Annotated in this window: 15 protein-coding genes and 1 riboswitch; of the genes, 10 read left to right on the top strand and 5 right to left on the bottom strand. The window is 62.7% G+C overall.

All coding sequences use genetic code 11. From position 1 onward, the window contains the following. The first annotated feature begins 6 nt into the window (after positions 1-6). From ACSJJT_RS03580 to ACSJJT_RS03605, 6 genes are all read left to right on the top strand, one after another. Positions 7-1,056: an alcohol dehydrogenase catalytic domain-containing protein gene (locus ACSJJT_RS03580; protein ID WP_435916954.1), complete on the top strand. Its 1,050-nt coding sequence runs from the start codon at positions 7-9 to the stop codon at positions 1,054-1,056. Between the two features lie 383 nt (positions 1,057-1,439). Next, a complete protein-coding gene (locus tag ACSJJT_RS03585; RefSeq protein ID WP_435916955.1) occupies positions 1,440-2,903 on the top strand; it encodes a purine-cytosine permease family protein in 1,464 nt (487 codons plus the stop codon). A 254-nt stretch (positions 2,904-3,157) separates the two neighbouring features. Further along, positions 3,158-4,090 (top strand): metal ABC transporter solute-binding protein, Zn/Mn family, encoded by a 933-nt coding sequence (locus ACSJJT_RS03590; protein WP_435916956.1) that lies wholly within the window; start codon positions 3,158-3,160, stop codon positions 4,088-4,090. A 5-nt stretch (positions 4,091-4,095) separates the two neighbouring features. Further along, the gene (locus tag ACSJJT_RS03595) at positions 4,096-4,947 is read left to right on the top strand and encodes a metal ABC transporter ATP-binding protein (protein ID WP_435916957.1); all 852 of its coding nucleotides are present in this window, start codon (positions 4,096-4,098) and stop codon (positions 4,945-4,947) included. Between the two features lies 1 nt (position 4,948). Then, the gene (locus ACSJJT_RS03600) at positions 4,949-5,803 is read left to right on the top strand and encodes a metal ABC transporter permease (RefSeq protein ID WP_435916958.1); all 855 of its coding nucleotides are present in this window, start codon (positions 4,949-4,951) and stop codon (positions 5,801-5,803) included. Between the two features lie 129 nt (positions 5,804-5,932). Next, positions 5,933-6,910, top strand: coding sequence for an esterase-like activity of phytase family protein (locus ACSJJT_RS03605; protein ID WP_435916959.1), 978 nt, complete (start codon positions 5,933-5,935; stop codon positions 6,908-6,910). 212 nt (positions 6,911-7,122) lie between these two features. Here ACSJJT_RS03605 and ACSJJT_RS03610 read toward each other — a convergent pair whose 3' ends face one another. Both ACSJJT_RS03610 and ACSJJT_RS03615 read right to left on the bottom strand, forming a co-directional pair. Beyond that, on the bottom strand, positions 7,123-9,225 hold the full coding sequence (locus ACSJJT_RS03610) for an ABC transporter permease family protein (protein ID WP_435917064.1): 2,103 nt from the start codon (positions 9,223-9,225) through the stop codon (positions 7,123-7,125). Between the two features lie 68 nt (positions 9,226-9,293). Next, entirely contained in the window at positions 9,294-9,977 is a 684-nt protein-coding gene (locus tag ACSJJT_RS03615; RefSeq protein WP_171023495.1) for an ABC transporter ATP-binding protein, read from the bottom strand. Between the two features lie 726 nt (positions 9,978-10,703). On the opposite strand from ACSJJT_RS03615, the gene ACSJJT_RS03620 reads away from it, so the two are divergent. The 4 genes from ACSJJT_RS03620 to ACSJJT_RS03635 all read left to right on the top strand — a co-directional run bounded on the left by ACSJJT_RS03620 (position 10,704) and on the right by ACSJJT_RS03635 (position 13,658). Continuing rightward, positions 10,704-11,630 (top strand): ABC transporter substrate-binding protein, encoded by a 927-nt coding sequence (locus tag ACSJJT_RS03620; RefSeq protein ID WP_435917066.1) that lies wholly within the window; start codon positions 10,704-10,706, stop codon positions 11,628-11,630. Positions 11,631-11,916: 286 nt separating this feature from the next. Beyond that, positions 11,917-12,600 carry an amino acid ABC transporter permease gene (locus tag ACSJJT_RS03625; protein ID WP_435917067.1) on the top strand — a complete coding sequence of 228 codons (684 nt, stop codon included), beginning with the start codon at positions 11,917-11,919 and terminating at the stop codon, positions 12,598-12,600. A gap of 35 nt (positions 12,601-12,635) precedes the next feature. Continuing rightward, positions 12,636-13,397 (top strand): amino acid ABC transporter ATP-binding protein, encoded by a 762-nt coding sequence (locus ACSJJT_RS03630; protein ID WP_435917068.1) that lies wholly within the window; start codon positions 12,636-12,638, stop codon positions 13,395-13,397. 45 nt (positions 13,398-13,442) lie between these two features. Further along, the gene (locus tag ACSJJT_RS03635) at positions 13,443-13,658 is read left to right on the top strand and encodes an RNA-binding S4 domain-containing protein (protein WP_435917069.1); all 216 of its coding nucleotides are present in this window, start codon (positions 13,443-13,445) and stop codon (positions 13,656-13,658) included. A 414-nt stretch (positions 13,659-14,072) separates the two neighbouring features. Here ACSJJT_RS03635 and meaB read toward each other — a convergent pair whose 3' ends face one another. The 3 genes from meaB to mutA all read right to left on the bottom strand — a co-directional run bounded on the left by meaB (position 14,073) and on the right by mutA (position 19,360). Further along, positions 14,073-15,119, bottom strand: coding sequence for a methylmalonyl Co-A mutase-associated GTPase MeaB (gene meaB / locus ACSJJT_RS03640; RefSeq protein ID WP_435916960.1), 1,047 nt, complete (start codon positions 15,117-15,119; stop codon positions 14,073-14,075). A 144-nt stretch (positions 15,120-15,263) separates the two neighbouring features. Further along, positions 15,264-17,453 (bottom strand): methylmalonyl-CoA mutase, encoded by a 2,190-nt coding sequence (gene scpA / locus ACSJJT_RS03645; protein WP_435916961.1) that lies wholly within the window; start codon positions 17,451-17,453, stop codon positions 15,264-15,266. Next, positions 17,450-19,360 carry a methylmalonyl-CoA mutase small subunit gene (gene mutA, locus ACSJJT_RS03650; protein WP_435916962.1) on the bottom strand — a complete coding sequence of 637 codons (1,911 nt, stop codon included), beginning with the start codon at positions 19,358-19,360 and terminating at the stop codon, positions 17,450-17,452. The genes scpA and mutA overlap by 4 nt, the downstream gene beginning before the upstream one ends. Before the next feature lie 80 nt (positions 19,361-19,440). Next, a riboswitch (cobalamin riboswitch) is annotated at positions 19,441-19,693 on the bottom strand. Positions 19,694-19,755 lie beyond the last annotated feature (62 nt).

Below are 19,755 nucleotides of genomic sequence, written 5' to 3' on the forward strand. Positions count from 1 at the left end.
GATCACATGCCTCACACCATGCCTGCCCTGGTCCTCAACGGCCCCGGAGACGTTCATCTGGCCCAAAAACCCGTTCCTGAGCCGGGCCCCGGCGAGGTGGTCCTGGCCGTTGAGGCGACGACGATCTGCGGCACCGATCTACGCATCATCTCCGGCGAGAAGACCACCGGGGTACGCTCTGGGGTCACCCTCGGCCACGAGATCGCAGGACGTATCGCCTCCCTCGGCGAAGGAGTGGAAGGACTGACCGTCGGGCAGCAGGCGACCGTCTCCATCGTCGTCTCCTGCGGCACCTGCCGAGCCTGCCTGGCAGGACGCGAACATCTGTGCAGCCGCTGCGAGCTCATCGGCTACCGGATCGACGGCGGGTTGGCTCCCTGGCTGTGCGTGCCGGCTCGAGCCGTCTCTCGCGGCAACGTCGTCCCGGTGGCTTCCGAGATGCCAGCCAACCGGCTGGCTCTGGCCGAACCTCTCTCCTGCGTCCTCAACGGGCATCGTCGCCATGGAGGGGTCAATCCCGGAGAGACGGTGGTCATCATCGGTGGCGGAGCCATCGGCCTGCTTCACGCCCAACTCGACCTGGCGTGCGGAGCCGGACAGGTCATCCTCTGCGAGAAGCACGCCGATCGACGCGACCGGGCCACTGCCTTGGGAGCTGTGCCGACTTCCCCCAACCACCTGGTTGAGGACGTTGCCGAACGCACCGACGGTCTTGGTGCCGACCTCGTCATCGTCGCCATCGGACACAATGAACTGGCCGAGCAGTCCCTTGACCTCGCTGCGCCCGGCGGACGGGTGAGCTGGTTCGCCGGCTTTCCCAAGGAATCGACGGCGACGATCACCCCCAACACCGTGCACTATCAGGAGCTCACGGTCTCGGGAGGATCAAATGCCCGACGCGCGGACGTCCACCGAGCAGTCGAGATGCTGGGGCGCGGAAACATTGACGAGACCCCGATCGTCACTCACACCTTCGGCCTGTCCCAGTGGGCTGAGGCCGTCAACGCGGTGCGCGGCCACGCCGGGGTGAAGATCGCCATCAATCCGCGGCACTGAGCCGCATCACTTCACAGCTTCACCGAGCCGGCCCCGGTGTCGGGGTTGCCGAATCGGTGGGTCGCCACCGAGACCGAGCGCCCCCGTGGGAACGGCGGCAGTTTGCGGTACGCTGGTGACGTCGTCGGCCCGCACAGCCAGACTGGTCGCGGTTCATCCGTGCTTCGACACTCCATTGATGTCCTGTTGCCAGGTGTGGACCTGTTAGACGGCCTCGGTGACCAGCTCAGCAGGGCGCGGGGATGCCCAGGTATCAGCGTCGATACTCATGGCACGACCATATTCTTGTCAGGGCAGCAACACGCCGCTCACAAGGGCGTGCAGATTCACCGATCTTCTGATGGTGCAAGAATGCCGCCGCAAAATATCCGAGAGGGCAGCTCATGACGCACACCGCCACCGAATCGAGCGCGGCGACCCACAAGGGCATCGAAACCACCGGAATCGAGGTTGTCGAGGAGTCTCAGCGCACCGCGCGCCCACGGGACCTCTTCCTCCCCTGGTTCGCCTCCAACGTGTCGGTCTTTGGCATGAGCTACGGAGCCTTCATGCTGGGGTTCGGGGTGTCGTTCTGGCAGGCCATGGCCGCCACCCTCATCGGCGTCATCGTCTCCTTCGGTTTCTGCGGGATCATCGCCGTCGCCGGAAAGCGAGGCTCGGCCCCGACCATGGTCCTCTCGGGGGCAGCCTTTGGCACCCAGGGAAACAAGATTCCCGGCGTCATCGCATGGATGACCTCGATCGGCTGGGAGACCTCCTTGGCCATCACGGCCGTCCTCGCGACGACCACGATCTTCCACCGGCTGGGGTGGAGTTCCGGGAACTCCGTCAAGATCGTCGCCGCCATCGTCGTGGCCCTGCTTATCGTGGGCGGTGCTGTGGCCGGCTACCACATCATCATGAAGCTGCAGGCCATCCTGACGTGGATCACCGGCGTCCTGACCGTCATCTATCTCATCATGGCCGTCGGACACATCGACTGGCATGCCGCGATCTGTCTGCCCTCAGCCTCCTTCCCGGCCTTCATCGGCACCCTCACCCTCATCATGACCGGCACCGGTCTGGGATGGACGAGCATTGCCGCCGACTGGTCTCGGTACCAGTCGCGCAAGTCCTCGGGATTCTCCATCGCCTTCTGGAATGTCTTCGGGGCGTCGTTGCCACTCATCATCCTCATCACTGGTGGCCTGCTGCTGGCGGCCTCCTCCAAGGACCTGTCTGACGCCATCGGTGACGACCCCATCGGCGCCCTGGCGACCATCCTGCCGACGTGGTTCCTCATCCCATTCCTGCTGGCGGCGATCCTCTCCCTGCTGGCCGGTGCGATCAACGGCATCTATTCTTCCGGGCTGACCCTGCTGACCCTGGGTATTCGCGTTCCGCGCCCGGCTGCCTCTCTCATCGACGGGACGATCCTCACAATGGGCACCCTCTACGTCGTCTTCGTGGCACCCAACTTCATCTCCCCGTTCCAGTCCTTCCTGGTGACCCTGGGTGTGCCGCTGTCAGCCTGGACCGGCATCATGATGGCTGACATCACTCTTCGCCGTCGGCCCTATGACGAGGCCGATCTGTTCGACGGGGCGGGGCGATACGACCGTTTCGACCTCACCTCGATCATCACCTTCATCGTCGTGACGATCTTGGGCTGGGGCCTGGTCGTCAATACCTATGAGGGAGTCAACTGGAACAACTGGCAGGGTTTCCTCCTCGGCCCTCTCGGCCTGGGAGGGCGTGAGGGTGACTGGGCCTATGCCAACCTCGGCGTGCTCGAGGCCCTCGTCCTCGGGTACGTCGTGACCCTCATTGCCCGACGCGGCACAGTGCGTCGCCAAGAGTCACGATGAGCAAGCCATAGCTGGAACAGCCGACCACCGACCCCATCACCTTCGGCAGGGGCCGCTCGGTGGAAAACCGCGAGTCAGCCTTGACGGTGATGGATCTGTACTCTCCGCGGATTCGGGGCGCCACCAGTCGTGAGGTGCTTTCAAGCCGCTCCCAATGCTCTGTATCGTCCTTTTGTTTGGGTACCCTGCCTTGTTTATGCACTCCCCGGAGACGACAATGGTTCTCACTTGCGTACTGGAAAGGGGAACACCACATGCACCGTCGTCTTCTGGCCATCGCAACCATCAGCGCCTGCGCCCTGGGCATGGCTGGTTGCTCCGGCAACTCTGGTCCCGGATCCTCCACCTCGGGCGCTTCCTCGGCCGCCGCTGCGACTGACAAGGTTGACATCGTCGCCTCGACCAACGTCTGGGGTTCGGTCGCCAAGGCCATCGGTGGAGACAAGGTCAACGTCCACTCCGTCATCGACAACCCCAATCAGGACCCGCACGACTACGACGCCACCGCCAAGGACAAGCTCGCCTTCTCGAAGGCCGAGATCGCCATTGCCAACGGTGGCGGTTACGACGACTGGGCTCCGAAACTCCTCAAGAGCACCGGTTCCAAGGCAACCCTCATCGACGCCGTCGAGACGTCTGGCCTCAAGAAGCCCGGCCAGGAGGAGTTCAACGAGCATGTCTTCTACTCGATCGACAGCGCTCGCAAAGTTGCCAAGGCCGTCGAGTCCGACCTGGTCAAGGCCTCCCCGAACAACAAGGCCACCTTCGAGTCGGGCCTCAAGAACTTCGAGTCCACGCTGGACGATCTCAAGGCTCACGCTGCCAAGGTCGGCGAGAAGCACCCGAACAGCACCGCCATTGCCACCGAGCCGGTGGTTGGCTACCTGCTCGAGGACATGAAGATCAAGAACATCACTCCTGAGGAGTTCATCGAGCAGTCCGAGACCGAGGCAGGCCCGTCGACCAAGGTTGTCCACGAGACCACCAAGCTGATTGCTGACAAGAAGGCCTCCATCCTCCTCGTCAACGGCCAGACCAGTGACGCCGTCACGAAGGAGCTGCAGAAGGCTGCCACGGGCGCCGGAATCCAACAGGTCGGCGTATGGGAGACCTTCCCGGAGGGTGTCGTCACCTACCAGGACTTCATTGGCAAGGCCATCATCGACATTGACAATGGCCTGGCCTGACACCCGTGGCATCACATCGCTGTGACAACTCCGGGACGACGAGGATCGAGCCTGCCAGACTCACCGACGCCAAGGTCGCCTTTGGGGACCGGGTGCTGTGGTCGGGGCTCGACCTCGTCGTGGAACCCGGTGAGTTCATCGCCGTTCTGGGGCCCAACGGGGCGGGAAAGACCACCCTGCTGAGGGTCCTTCTCGGGCAGACTCCGCTGACGGCCGGCACCGCGATGGTGGCCGGTCGTCCGGTGCGTCGTGGCTCGACCCGCATCGGTTACATTCCGCAGCAACGCTCCTTGGAGACGACGGCTCCGATTCGCGGCCGCGATCTGGTGGGCATGGGGATCGACGGCCACAAGTGGGGATGCGGCTGGTTCAGTCGCTCTCGACGTCGTCGCATTGACGAGGCCATCGCCTCAGTGGGTGCCACCGCGTTCGCAGACACCCCGCTGACGATGACCTCCGGTGGCGAGCAGCAACGCCTGCGCATCGCCCAGGCCCTCGTCACCAACCCTGAGTTGTTGCTGTGTGATGAGCCGTTGTCCAGCCTTGACCTGCGTCATCAGCAGGAGGTCACCAAACTCATCGACAACGCGCGTCGAACCCGAGAGCTCGGGGTGCTCTTCGTCACCCACGAGATCAACCCGGTTCTGCCCTATGTCGATCGAGTGGTGTATGTCGCTGGCGGCAAGGTTCGCGTCGGCACCCCCGACGAGGTACTGCGGTCCGAGGTCCTCACCGAGCTCTACGGCTCCCCCGTCGAGGTCTTCCGTCACGACGACCGGATCATCGTGCTGGCCGACGACGAGGGACCGTCGCACCTGCACGGTCCGCAGACCCCCGAGGACGAGAAGATGATCTGACATGGATTTCTCCACCATCATCAACTTCGACAGTTTCAGCCAGCTCATTCCCCTGGTTCACGGCTCGATCATCGCCGGTGTCATCCTCGGGGTCCTGGCAGGTCTCATCGGGCCGATGATCCATGCCCGCGACCTGGCCTTCGCGATTCACGGCACCTCGGAGCTCTCCTTCGCGGGCGCCGCAGTGGCCCTGTTCTTCGATGCATCGGTCACCCAGGGTGCTGTCGTCGGATCCCTGGTAGCCGCCCTCATCCTGGGGCTGTTAGGCGTCAAAGCCGCCGAGCGCAACGCCTCCATAGGCATCATGCTGCCCTTCGGCATGGGCATTGGCGTGCTCTTCCTGAGCCTCTACAAGGGCAGATCGTCCAACAAGTTCGGCCTGCTGACCGGACAGATCGTCGCCGTCAACACCACCGAGCTGAGCACCCTGGTCGCCGTCGCGATCTTCGTTGCAGTGTGCCTGGGCATCATATGGAGACCGCTGTTCTTCGCGTCGGTGGATCCCGAGGCAGCCAAGGCTCGCGGGGTCCCCATGCGGTTCCTGTCGATCGTCTTCATGCTGTTGCTCGGTCTGACCACCGCTATGGCAGTACAGCTCGTCGGTGCCCTGCTGGTGCTGAGCCTGCTCATCACTCCGACAGCTTCCGCCGCCAAGGTGACGGCACATCCGCTGGCCATGTCCCTGCTGTCGATCATCTTCGCGACGGTCTCCGCGGTGGGCGGCATCCTGCTGTCCCTGGGGCCCGGCCTGCCGATCAGCCCCTACGTGACGACGGTGAGCTTCCTCATCTATCTGGTGTGCCTTGTCCTCGGCGCGATTCGTCAGCGCCGCGGTTGGAGCCGTCGGGTCGCTTGAACCGTCGTTCCTCGCACAACGTCTTGTCGACGACTGTTGTCGACAAGACGTTGTGCTGTCATCTCGACGTCACCGTGATATCAACTGGGCACTGTGACCTGGTGCGGTACGCCGTCGAGAGGATGATTCATGCATCGCCACCCGGCCCGAGGCCTGGCCGCCACCGCCTGCGCCGCTGCCCTGATCTGCCCGCTGGCACCAGGGGTTGCTTCCGCCGGACCGATCACGGACGCCATCGAGGTGTACACCGGAGGCGCTCCGGTGCTGTCCACCACGCCGAATGGCGTCAAGATCACCGACAGCGGATTCGGTTCGGCCTTTGCCCATCGCAGCGGCGATCCTGACGACGTCTACTACGGTCTGACCGACCGCGGCCCGAACACTGACTCCGATGCCGACAATGAGAAGATCGAGCCGGTCAAGTTCCAGCCCTCGATTGCCAAGCTCCGTCTGGTCAACAGCCACATGGAGCTCGTCAAGAGGATTGGTCTGGCGACCAAGGACGGCACACCGATGAACGGTGCCGTCAATCCGGAGGCCTCCACCGGGGAGGCGATCGTCTACATCAACGGCTGGACGATCGCTCCTTCGAAGGCCGGCATCGACTCCGAAGGTCTCGTCGTCGCCCCAGACGGCAGCTTCTGGGTCTCCGACGAGTACGGCCCCTATGTCGTTCATTTCGATGCCCAGGGACGCGAGATCTCCCATCTCAAGCCCTTCGACGGCACCCTCCCTCGCGAGCGCACCCCGAGCCGTGGCATGGAAGGTCTCACCCTGACCCTCGACGGCAAGACCCTGGTCGGAACCATACAGTCGGCCCTGGAGACCCCGGATCTGTCCGACAGCTCCAAGAAGGTCCCCTTCGTGCGCATCGTCACCATCGACGTCGCGAGCGGCAGGACCACTGGGCAGTACCTGTACCAGCTGCACCTGAGCCAGGCCAAGACCTCCGTCTCAGAGATCACCGCCCTGGGAAACCACATCCTGCTCGTCGACGAGCGTAACGGCGACCCGGGCAAGGGCACCTTCAAGCGCCTGTACAAGATTGACCTGTCGAAGGCGACCACTGTCAACGACGCGAAGTCGGTCCCGGGGGGCGACCTATGACGCCGCCAAGGGTGGCCTGTTCATCAACGGCGAGTCCCTTGAGGGATTCTTCTCGGCTTCAACGGCTGTTGCTCCGAGCACTTCAGCCCCGGTTGACAACAACGGTCACGGCTTGCCGCACACCGGCGTCTGAACGATGGCGTACCAGACGAAGGTTGCCGGAGCATCGATGGCGGTTTGAGCAGCCAGCCGGATGGCTATCACTCCTTTGTCTACGTACTATCCCTCAAAACCGACAACCGAAAACGGGGCGCACCGGTCGCAAGAGCAGTGACTGTGATGGCGAGCACACTGACTGCCCACATGGCGACGGGTAGCGCCGCAATGGAAAGGTCGAAGGATTGATTCGCGTCGGTCGATCCGATCGCGGCATTGATCGCCCAACCAGCCAGAACTCCAACCACCAGTGACATCGACTGGGCCGGCAGGATCGTGACGATCATCTGCACCAAGAAGGACCTTCGCAGGATATGGGCGGGGGTACCCACGGCTTGTTGAGCAGCAATGGTATGTCGCATTCCCCATCGCAGTTCGACAAACGCGACAGTACATGCCACCAGGATCAGCAGGAATCCGGCCGCCAGGCCGCTACGCACGATTCCATGCTGTTGGATAAACGCCTGTAGGGTGTCGGGGTTCTCAGCCCCGGCATGGGCCGCATAGGACGGCGCGGCGGCGTGGAGTTGATCCACTAGCCGATCAAGATCGCCAGTTGTGGAGTCTGCGGTGAACTCCAAGAAGTCTGGAGTGAGGCCTGCCAGCCTCGGGTCGCTGCGAGCGAGGAGAGCGTCATCACCGTAGGTGACGGGTAGGTAGCTGACGGGCTTGATGGTACGGGCCGTAGTGTGTTTGTCGTAACCAAAGGTCCATGTCGATGGCGCGTCTCGCCTCATTGCCGGCATCCTTGGACAGGGTTGCGGATCGGGATCGAAGGCGGCCAAGTCGGCGCAGGATGCGGCAACAAGGGTATGGCCATCGGTGGTCATGTAGATCATGCGTCGGGGCCGGGTGATGCGCCGGAGGGCTTGCTGTTCGGTGGCGGTCCGATCGGTGAAAGGGACCTGGACGAGGACATGGCGGGGATCCCCCTCGGTGTCGTGGGTACCAGAAATGAGGAATCCCGATCCAAATCCGGCCAGGCCGACCATGATCGTCAATGCGACCACCATCGCAGCGGAATCCGGATAGTGGGCCCGGGCCAGGGCCAAACCGAGACGAGTGGGCAGTCTCAGCTGCTCACGACCGGCGCACCACACGATGACGAGGTGGGCTGACATGACGGCGCCGAGAGTTCCAAGCACAGCCCCACCCATGATGTATCCAGCGCCTCGGTCCCCCAGGCGCTGGCCGTCGTGAGCGAACGCCATCATCAGGCAAATCCAGCCTTCCAGACCGATCGCAGCCACGACGAGGAGAAGACCAACGATCCCGAGCAGATGACGCACCGTCCCAAGCCGGGCGCAGCAGCGCGGGGGGCGGCGTGAAGCCAGCAACCTTCGCAGGGTGCGACGGGCTAACCGACCACTCACGATCACCATGATGACGACGATAGCCAGCCACGCCGGCCATCTCAGCCTCGCCTGCCAAGGCCACCAGGTTAGCCCGAGCACCCCGCTGGTTCCGAGGACGTTTTGAACGGGAACGAACAACGCCAATCCGAGCAGAGCACCCAGGCCAGCGGTCCCGGAAACCTCGGCGGCGAAGACCTGGCCACACCAGTCGGGGTCGCATCCCATGCGCACCAACGTCGTGAACCGGTCGCGACGCGAGGCGGCCGACAGACTCAGCGACGTCCACAACAACATGGCTGCCGGCAGCCCAACCAGTCCGATCACCTCGATCCACGCAGTACGTGACGACACCCCAGAATCATCTATCCCGGTCAAGCCGAAGCCCTTCAGCTCGCGGCAACCAGCCTGATCGGGGGTGGTCGTAACCGAGAACAACTCATCGGGTGAAGCCAAGGCAGCCCGATCCACCACCACCGGATCGACCGTGCCTAAGCTGGAAACTTTCACGACCCCGGCGTCCATCAGCGACTTCAGACGCGGGGAAACGATGGTGTGACCCGGTTGGGGCCAGTGCTTCAGCCCCGGAGGCAGCCAGTCAGCGGGGTGGTTCACCACGAAACTCGTCCAGGGCGTGCCGTCGACCTGTAATTCCTGCACCTTGAAACCGGCATGCCCGCTTGCCGGCCTACCCGGAGCAAGGATAGGGGTCCGCGCATCACGTACCTCCTGCTGCTGGACGGTGACGCGGGGCAGGGTGATACCCACCGCTAACCCCAGTGTTGCCAGGGCCACACCCACAACCATCACCACTGATCGAATCAGCTCATGACGGCTCGCTCCACGGCTCAATCGCAACGCCAGACGCAAGCCTTTCACGCCGCGCCTCCCACGATCCGTCCATCGGCCAGGCGAATGATCCGGGCATTTTCCGGCAACGTGTGCTCATCATGGGTAACCATCACCAAAGTGGAACCTTCAGCGCGAACCAGATCATCCAGCAGACCGATCACGGCATGGCGGTTCGTAGTGTCCAAGGCTCCAGTAGGTTCGTCGGCCAGAACGACCGTCGGATGGTGGGCGAGGGCACGCCCCACGGCAGCACGCTGCGCCTGGCCTCCTGACACTTCGCTGGGCCGTCGCTTGCTGCTCTCACCGAGGTCAAGGATCTCGGCAAGGCGGTCGGCGCGCCTCAGTGCGTCCCGACGCCCAGTGCCAAGGAGCTCAAGAGGCAGGGCAATGTTGTCACGCAACGTGAGCTCGGGAACCAGCCCAGAGTTCTGAAACACCAAGCCGATCGTTCGCAACCGCCACGCCGCACGTTGTCTGTCATCCAGCCCGTACACATCGACATCCCCATGTACGACCCGCCCTTTGGTCGGCGCCTCCAAACCGGCAAGACACATTAACAATGTCGACTTGCCCGAACCAGAAGCACCGACGACCACGTTCACCGATTCCGGAGACATGACCAGCGAGACATCGTCCACTGCGGGTCGACTCGAATGGGGGAACTGCATGAACAAGCCATGACAAGCCAATGAACATCGATTAACCATCAGGTGTCCGATCCATGGGCGCCAGAGCGCGGTCATCACTCGCGGTACAGTCTTTCGACGCAGTGGTCACGATACCAATGTTCGGCGCACACTTGGACACGAAGATCTGCTGCACGCAGAGTATCCCCAGGGCTCACATCAGAATTGACACCCACCTTGCCGCCAATGTTTACGTGCCCGATTCTCCTCCACGAGTACCCTTGCTGGCGAGCATTGACATGGCCTGAGTTAGAACCAGTTGACGCCAAGGTTCCGGTGACCCTCACAGCCTTGCCAACCCAGCCCCGATGTGTCACTCCGTAGGTGTATCGACCATGAAAACTGACATTTTGTCCCGTATCGATCCCTATATTCCCACTAGTGGAAGCAAACGCACCAACAGCCATTCCGAATGTCAATACCACAGTAACCCCGACGACACCTGCAAGTCGCTTCACCACAGCCCCTCCGTTGTCAATTCCACACACCACTCTTGATTCGACTACTCACTATATTCAGCGCATATTATTATAACTCTCATAACCCAAACACAAACAAGTTCTTCGATATTGAATTCCTTCGTCTGCAGCACATTGTCCATTCGTACAACTGACCCCAGAGAACCCCATCTACAGATAGCCTCTCGCTTCTAGCGCCCCTACCCCCTCGACTTGAACTTATGCTCTGATATGCATAATTATGTATCATGCGGTGTTGACCGACACCGCACCTGCGAAGGAACGTCACATGAAATCTCTGCGTCACGCCGCCGGCACTTCACTGGCCGTCGTCGCTCTAGCGGTGAGCGGCTGCACCTATGCCTCTGAGGAGTCCGCGTCCCCCACGGCGGATTCCAGCAAATCCGACACCCCGTCGAATGCCCAGCTCATCGACTCCATCAAGACTGATCCCACCATCGCCGCGATGGTCCCTGACGACATCAAGGAGTCGGGCACCCTTCGCAACGGCGCAGCCGCCAACTACGCACCCGCGGAGTTCATCGACACCGACGGCTCCACCGTTGTCGGCCACGACGTCGACTACATCACCGCTGTCGGAAAGATCCTGGGCCTCAAGGTGACGACCGCCAAGGCAGCCTTCCCCAGCCTCATCCCCGCCGTCGGCTCCAAGTACGACGTCAGCGTCTCCTCCTTCACCATCACCCCAGAGCGTCAGAAGCAGGTCACGATGACCTCCTACTTCAAGGCCGGATTCTCCATGGCCGTCCCGAAGGGAAATCCGAAGAAGGTCTCCCCCGATGACCTGTGCGGCCACTCCGTGGCGGTGCAGACCGGTACTGCCCAGGAGTCCGCTGCCCAGCAGAAGTCGAAGGAGTGCACCGAGGCAGGCAAGAAGCCCATTGACCTGTTGTCCTACGCCTCCCAGTCCGACGCCACCACGAACGTCGTCGGTGGCAAGGCCGACGTCCTCTACGCCGACTCAGTGATTACCGGGTACGCCATCAAGCAGACATCCAAGCTCGAAGCCCTCGGCAACATCACCGATGCATCCATGTTTGGCGTCGTCACCGCCAAGAATGACGGCGGACTGTCCAAGGCCATCCAGGCCGCAACCCAGAAGCTCATCAACGACGGGACCATGAAGAAGCTGCTGGCCTCGTGGGGCACCGAGGACGGTCTCACCGAGACCTCCGAGGTCAATCCCGAGTCCTGATACAACCAACCGAAAGGCATCCAAGGTGGCCAACCACCACGCCGACATCCCCAATCGCATCCGGACCCGCGATGTCGCTCATCCGGGCACCTGGATCGCGGCCGTCATCGTTGCCCTCCTGGTACTGATATTCGTCCAGGGGCTCGTCACGAACCGCAACTACCAGTGGTCGATGGTGTGGCTGTACCTGCGTGATGTCAAGGTCATCACCGGTATCGGTTACACCATTCTGCTGACCTTCTCAGCAATGCTGTTGGGAACGGCGGTGGCACTCCTCATGGCCATCATGAGGCAGTCACGCAACCCGGTGTTGCGCGGTGTCTCCTGGGCCTACATCTTCGTCTTCCGTGGCGTCCCGGTGTACACCCAGTTGGTGTTCTGGGGGCTACTCGCGGTCTTGTACCCCACCTTGTCCGTCGGGGTGCCTTTCGGCGGCCCAACGCTGGCCAGCGTCGAGACCGAGAAGGTCGTCACCGCCCTGGCCGCGGCCATCATTGGTCTGGGCCTCAACGAGGGCGCCTACCTGGCCGAGATCATCCGCTCCGGGCTGGAATCCGTCGACGTCGGCCAGACGGAAGCGGCAAAAGCCCTGGGCATGAAGCCATCGCTCATCATGCGCCGCATCATCATCCCCCAGGCCATGAGGGTAATCATCCCGCCACTGGGCAACGAGACCATCGGCATGCTCAAGACGACCTCCTTGGTGTTGGCCGTACCCTTCACCCTCGACCTCCAGTACGCGACGAACGCGATCGCGAACCGCATTTACGCACCGATTCCGCTGCTCATCGTCGCCGCCTTCTGGTACCTCGTCATGACGAGTGTCCTCATGATCGGGCAACATTTCCTAGAGCAGTACTTCGGACGTGGTGTCAACGGGAAGTCCTCGTCGAAGCGACTGCGTCGCCAGGCCGCCATCCAGGCAGCCGACACCACGCACAAGAACATCGCCCTGGAGGTCGAGCAGTGAGTACATCCGCACCAAAGTCTGCACGCACCGAACCAATGGTGCACATCAAGGGATTGCACAAGGAGTTCGGGCCACTCCACATTCTCAAGGGGATCGACCTCGACGTCGGCTCCGGCGAGGTGTGCGTTCTCCTCGGCCCCTCCGGTTCCGGAAAGTCCACGCTGTTGCGCTGCATCAACCAGCTGGAGACCTTCGAGGCTGGTGAGATCTGGGTCGGCGGGGAGCGCGTCGGCTACGAACACGACCCTCTGCCGGACGGCCGCCTCAAGCGACTTTCTGACAAGGACATCGCTGCTCAGCGGGCACGAGTCGGCATGGTCTTCCAGCGATTCAACCTCTTCCCTCACATGACTGCCCTGAGCAATGTCATGGAAGCACCCATCAAGGTGTCCGGGCTGTCCAAGGAGGAGGCCGAGCCGCTGGGCATGTCCCTGTTGGAGCAAGTCGGAATGGCTGATCGCGCTGACCACTACCCCGCCGAGCTCTCCGGCGGTCAGCAACAGCGCGTCGCCATTGCCCGCGCGATGGCCATGAAACCCGAACTGATGCTTTTCGACGAGCCGACCTCAGCACTCGATCCCGAGCTCGTCGGTGAGGTGCTCAGCGTCCTCAAGGATCTCGCCCGCGATGGTATGACGATGATCGTCGTCACGCACGAGATGGGGTTCGCTCGGGAGGTCGCCGACCATGTCGTCTTCATGGATGGCGGCGTCGTCGTCGAAGCCGGATCACCCGATCAGGTCATTGACAACCCGAAATCTGATCGGCTGCGCGGGTTCATCGATTCAGTGCTGTGAGATGTCGCGGCTTCATGACACAGTGACAGCGTGAATGACGATCAGATGATCAGGCTCGGCCAGTATCTCAAACTCGCCAATCTCGCCGAGACTGGTGGGCAGGCCCGCGATCTCATCGCCTCGGGGATGGTCAGCGTCAACGGCGAGGTGGAGACCCGGCGGGGGCGTCAACTCCATCCCGGAGACGAGGTGAGCGTCACCAGCGGTGGCCAGACCGTCACCGAGACAGTCGATCTCACCGAGCCCGACGTCCCCTGGTAATGCGACGTGTCACCATGACGGGTGGCCTGAACTCATGCTCAGGCCACCCGTCATGTAGGTATGAGCTTTCCTGGGCCGATTTCGCCGCTTCGACCGTCATGCGAGCATCAACGATGCCAGTGCCGCATGCGGATATGCACTTCGCCGGGTTCACCGAACTCTTTAATCTTCGCGGGCGTGAGAGCAACGACACCCGACACGTACGACGTGATGCCACAAAAGTCCATTCCTCTCGCTCTGCTAAAGACAAAACGAACCTACGGCGACGAAGGGTCACTGCCTAGACATGACTCGAAAGCCTCTCACATAGCGATGATGAAACATCCCTGAATCAGGACCAAATTAGTAGCGAAGTGATTGAGTCCGGGACAGCGAGGTCAGGAAGATTCAATGTCCCGTCGCCCTCACTCACACTCATGACCTGCTGGTCATCTCCCCCTGCGCCCATGGCAGCGTGGGAACGGCATGAGCAAAGGCTCGCAAAATCTCCTCAGCACCTTCCAAGGCGTTGGTGGCCTCGGTGCCCAGGCCCGCCTCAATCCGTGCGGCAGTCTGCTGGACGCTGGAGTCGGTATCCAACGACTCCAAAATCTCGTTGCGCACCATGTTCCACAGCCACTCCCGTTGCTGCTCGGTACGACGCACCTGGAGGGAACCATCCTTCTCCAGGTAGGCGCGGTGGTCGACGACGGCCTGCCAGACGTCGTCCAGCCCCTCCTTGGTGTACGAGGAGCAGGTGAGCACCGGAACCCGACGCTTGTCTGCGTCGGAGGAGACAAGCTTCATGGCAATGGAGAGATCCCGAGCCGAGACTCGCGCATTACCCTCGTTGTCGCCATCGGCCTTGTTGACCGCGGCGACGTCAGCAAGTTCCAGAATGCCCTTCTTGATGCCCTGGAGCTGATCGCCAGTACCAGCGACGGTGAGCATGAGGAAGGTGTCAACCATCCCGGAGACCGCAACTTCGGACTGCCCGACGCCCACCGTCTCGACGAGGACGACGTCATAGCCGGCAGCCTCCATGACGATCATGGCCTCGCGTGTGGCTCTGGCAACGCCACCGAGATGACCACCAGAGGGCGACGGACGGACGAATGCCTCGTCACGGTTGCACAGGTCTCCCATCCGGGTGCGGTCGCCGAGGATCGAGCCTCCGGTGCGGGTCGAGGAGGGATCGACAGCGAGGACGGCAACCTTGTAGCTGAACTCGTCGATGAGCTTGGTGCCCATGGCATTGATGAAGGTGGACTTACCGGCACCGGGGACACCCGAGATACCGACGCGGATGGCGTCACCGGTGTGAGGAGCCAACAAGCGCAACATCTCGCGCGCCTTCTCGCGATGCGCCGGTTTGCTCGACTCCACCAGAGTCAGCGCCTTGGCAATGTGCTGGCGGCTCCCGGCCAGGACTTGCTCAACCAGTTCGGGGACGTCGATCGGCATGATCACCATTTCCTTCATCGGGTGGGTATGTCCACCGTACCGTCCACGGACGACGTTTACGCCTGAGGGCTCATACCCGGTGGATTTTGGTAACGAAAACGTTGGCCCCTGGAACCTTGCAAGGTTCCAGGGGCCAGACATCAGGCTCGTGGCCTGCCAGACTCAGTCGTCGTTGTGAGCGGCGAGCAGCTTCTCCATCAGCTCAAGGGCAGCGTCCGGAATGACGGTGCCAGGCGGGTAGATGGCGGCCGCGCCGTCGTCCTGGAGCTCCTGGAAGTCCTGGGTCGGGATGACACCACCGACAACGATCATGATGTCGGAGCGACCGAGCTTGTCCAGCTCCTTGCGCAGGGCGGGCACCAGGGTGAGGTGTCCGGCGGCCAGCGAGGAGACACCGACAACGTGAACGTCACCCTCAACAGCCTGTCGAGCAGTCTCCTCAGGGGTCTGGAACAGCGGGCCGACATCGACGTCCATGCCAAGGTCCGCGTAGGCGGTCGCGACGACCTTCTGGCCACGGTCGTGACCATCCTGGCCCATCTTCGCGATCATGATTCGCGGACGGCGACCTTCCTTCTCCTCGAACTTCTTGATGAGCTCGTGGACCTTCTCCGTCGACTCGGAACTACCGGCTGCCTTGCTGTACACGCCCTCAATAGTACGGATCTGGGCGGTGTAGCGCCCGAAAACCTTCTCCATCGCGTCGGACATCTCGCCGACGGAGGCGTTGGCACGACCGGCGTCGATGCACAGCTTGAGCAGGTTGCGATCGGGATCGCTCGGATCGGGGTTGGCGGCAGCCCAGGTCAGCTTCTCGAGAGCGGCCTGGCAGGCCTCCTCGTCGCGGTTGGCACGCAGCTGCACCAGCTTGGCCTTCTGCTCCTTGAGCACCTGGGTGTTGTCAACCTTGAGGACCTCGAGATCCTCTTCCTCGTCCAGACGGTACTTGTTGACGCCGATGAGGGGCTGACGGCCCGAGTCGATGCGTGCCTGGGTGCGGGCAGCGGCCTCCTCGATGCGCATCTTCGGGATGCCCTTCTCGATGGCCTTCGCCATACCGCCGGCCTTCTCGACCTCCTGGATGTGGGCCCAGGCCTTGCGGGCCAGCTCCAGAGTGAGCTTCTCGACGTAGGCCGAGCCGGTCCAGGGGTCGATGACGCGACAGGTGCCCGACTCCTGCTGGATGAACAGCTGAGTGTTTCGAGCAATACGAGCGGAGAAGTCGGTCGGCAGGGCGATGGCCTCGTCGAGGGAGTTCGTGTGCAGGGACTGGGTGTGCCCCTGGGTGGCCCCCATGGCCTCCACACAGGTGCGGATGACGTTGTTGTAGACGTCCTGGGCGGTCAGCGACCAGCCGGAGGTCTGCGAGTGGGTACGCAGGCTCATCGACTTCGGGTTCTTCGGCCCGAACTGGTGCACGAGCTTGGCCCACAGCATGCGGGCCGCGCGCATCTTGGCGACCTCCATGAAGAAGTTGGTGCCAATGGCCCAGAAGAACGACAGACGCGGGGCGAACTGGTCGACCTGCAGACCCACCGACTCACCGGCACGGATGTAGTCGACACCGTCGGCCAAGGTGTAGGCCATCTCGATGTCGGCGGTCGCGCCAGCCTCCTGCATGTGATAGCCGGAGATCGAGATGGAGTTCCACTTCGGCATGTTCGCACTGGTGTAGGCGAAGATGTCGGAGATGATCCGCATCGAGGGCAGCGGCGGGTAGATGTACGTGTTACGAACCATGAACTCCTTGAGGATGTCATTCTGGATCGTTCCGGCGAGCTGCTCGGGCTTGGCACCCTGCTCCTCGGCGGCCACCACGTACAGGGCCAGAATCGGCAGCACGGCGCCGTTCATCGTCATGGACACAGACATGCGATCCAGCGGGATGCCGGCAAAGAGCTCACGCATGTCGAGGATGGAGTCCACAGCCACGCCGGCCATGCCGACATCACCGGGAACACGGGGATTGTCAGAGTCGTAGCCGCGGTGGGTCGGCAGGTCGAAGGCGACCGACAGACCCTTCTGGCCGGCGGCCAGGTTACGGCGGTAGAAGGCGTTGGACTCCTTGGCGGTGGAGAATCCGGCGTACTGACGAATCGTCCAGGGTCGGAAGGCGTACATGGTGGCGTACGGGCCGTGGGTGAACGGAGGCAGACCGGCGTAGGTGTCCAGCCAGTCCATGTCGGCGTAGACGTCCTCGGAGTACAAATGACCAACCGAAATCTGTTCCGGAGTGGTCCAGGGCTCCTGCTCAGCGGAAGCGGCAGCCAGCTTGGCGAACTGCTCCTGAGCGTCCGCGGGAACCGGAGCGTCTCCCAGGTTGATGGAATCGAAACGGGGCAGGGTGGTCACTTGGCAACTCCCAACGTGTCCAGAGTGGTGGTCAGGACGTCAACGACGTCCATCCCGAGGTAGATGCGACCGTCGATGACCTTCTCGGCCTCGGCAGCGTCATCACCAAATTCCTTGAAGGCACCCGACAGGTAGACCAGCTTGGCGCCGGCCTCCTTGAGGGCCTTGGCGACCTCGAGGCCCTGGGCCGCGTAGGTCTTGGCGTTCGAGCACAGGTCTGCGACCTCGGCACCGGACTCCTTGAAGGCCTTGACGACCTCTTCCGTGGTGCCGCCCTCGCACTCGGGGGTCTCCATGCCGGCGATGTGCCACACCGGGGCGGAGAATCCCTCGCGGGGACCGAAGTCACGACGGGTTCCCAGGCAGGCCAGGAACACCTTCGGACGCTCGGAGCAGGTGGCGGAACGATCGACGAGGGCCTCGAAGACCTCGGCGTCACGGTGCTGTTCGAGACCGTTGCGCTTGGGAGCTTCGGGGTAGGGCCTGGTCTCGACGGTCTTGGCGTCGAGCAGCGGGAACTCGCTGACGGCCGTGATCGGCTGCTTGCGGGTGGCCAGACGCTTGGCGCGCTCGGCGTTGAGCTTGTCGAGCTCGGTGCGAACGTGGTCACCGGTGAGGGCGGCAACCATGCCACCGGCGGCCTCGACAGCCTGGAACTCGGCCCAACCGGCCTCCTCCAGCTTCTTGGTCAGGGCCTCGACGTAGAAGGAACCACCCGCCGGGTCATTGGCGCGGCCGATGTTGGACTCCTCGGCGAGGATAATGCCCGTGTTGCGGGCGATACGACGGGAGAAGTCGCTCTTCGGCAGGCCGATGGCGGCATCGAAGGGCAGGGTCGTGACGGCCTCGGCGCCACCGACAGCAGCACCGAAGGTCGAGATGGTGCCACGCAGGATGTTGACGTAGGGATCATCGCGGGTCAACTCACGCCAGCTCGTCACGGCCTCCTGACGGGCGCCACGCTTGGCAGCCGGAACCTCGAAGACCTCACCGATGCGGTTCCACAGGGTACGCAGGGCACGCAGACGGCAGATGGTCAGGAACTGGTCGTGGGTTGCGGAGACCCGGAAGTTGATGGAATCGAAGGCCTGCTCGGCAGTCAGCCCCTGTTCCATGAGCGCACGGACATACTCGACGCCGGTGGCGATGGCCCAGGCGAGCTCGTGCACGTCGCCGGCACCAGCGTTGTGGTAGACCGTCGCATCAACGACGAAGGCACGAGAATTCTTGTACTTGTCGGTCTTCTTGGCCCACTCGGCCATCGTGGACAGATCCGGGGTGCCGCCGTTGAGAGCGGCGAAACCGATCGGGTCCAGACCGAGATTGAACGACAGCTTGTCGGGATCGATGTCGGAGTCGACATAGACGTCAAGGAGGGCCTGTGCAGCGGCCTCCTGGTCGTCACGGCTCGAGACCTCAACCTTGGCCAGGTCGAGCAACACGTCCTTGAGGTCCCCGGCAATGTCCTCCGGCTTGATGGCGTCGGCACCGACGCGCAGCCACAGGGACATCACACCACGCTCGAGGTCGGCGATGATCGCCTTCCTGGTGAACTGCGGATCCGGATCCTCGTGAAGGGCCCGCACATCCCATGCGTCCATGACGCCAGTCCGGATCGTGGCGCCACGGGTGAAGGGCGGCACACCCGGGGCGCCGAGCTTCTCAGGGGCATCTTGACGCCGGTACATCGGCTCGATCTTGATGCCGTCGACCGTGCTCGGCTCGAGGCGCTTCATTCCTTGCTCAATGTTGAGCTCCTTGCCCTCGGGACGTCCCCGGTTCAAGACCTTGAGGACCGCGTCCTCCCACTGTTCGTGGGTGATCTTCGGAAAGTCCCCGGCCAGGCTCAACTCCTCGGGCATCCTGTCCTCGACGGACTTGGATGCGAGGTTGTCAGCATCAGTCATTCGTCAGACTCCTGCTTCGCTGCGGATGGGTGGACGACCTCGGTCGGCCCTCGAGACCTCGGACGCTGCGGCGCACGCAGGGTACGTCGCAAGCTCTGGCAGGTATTCGGACTCATGGGCACCTCGTCTGCCGACAAGTCCTACGTCACCGCTTCCCAGACCGAAGCCCAGTGCTTGATCGCCATCCGGTCGGACCTAAGACCAACTGGACGTCGATGGTGATGTCGTTCCCACTCACCGCTGCGGGGCAGTTCCGGAATTGCACCGGATTCCCTCTTACCGCCTTGAAACCCCCGGACGGGATTCCTTGGCACCAGCACCTATGATACTAGGCTGCGCACGATCGACTTGGCACAGCGGGGGTGCATGTGCACGATTGTGCGACCGTGCTGTGA

This window comes from Cutibacterium nasicola (assembly GCF_051303185.1).
GTDB lineage: Bacteria > Actinomycetota > Actinomycetes > Propionibacteriales > Propionibacteriaceae > Cutibacterium.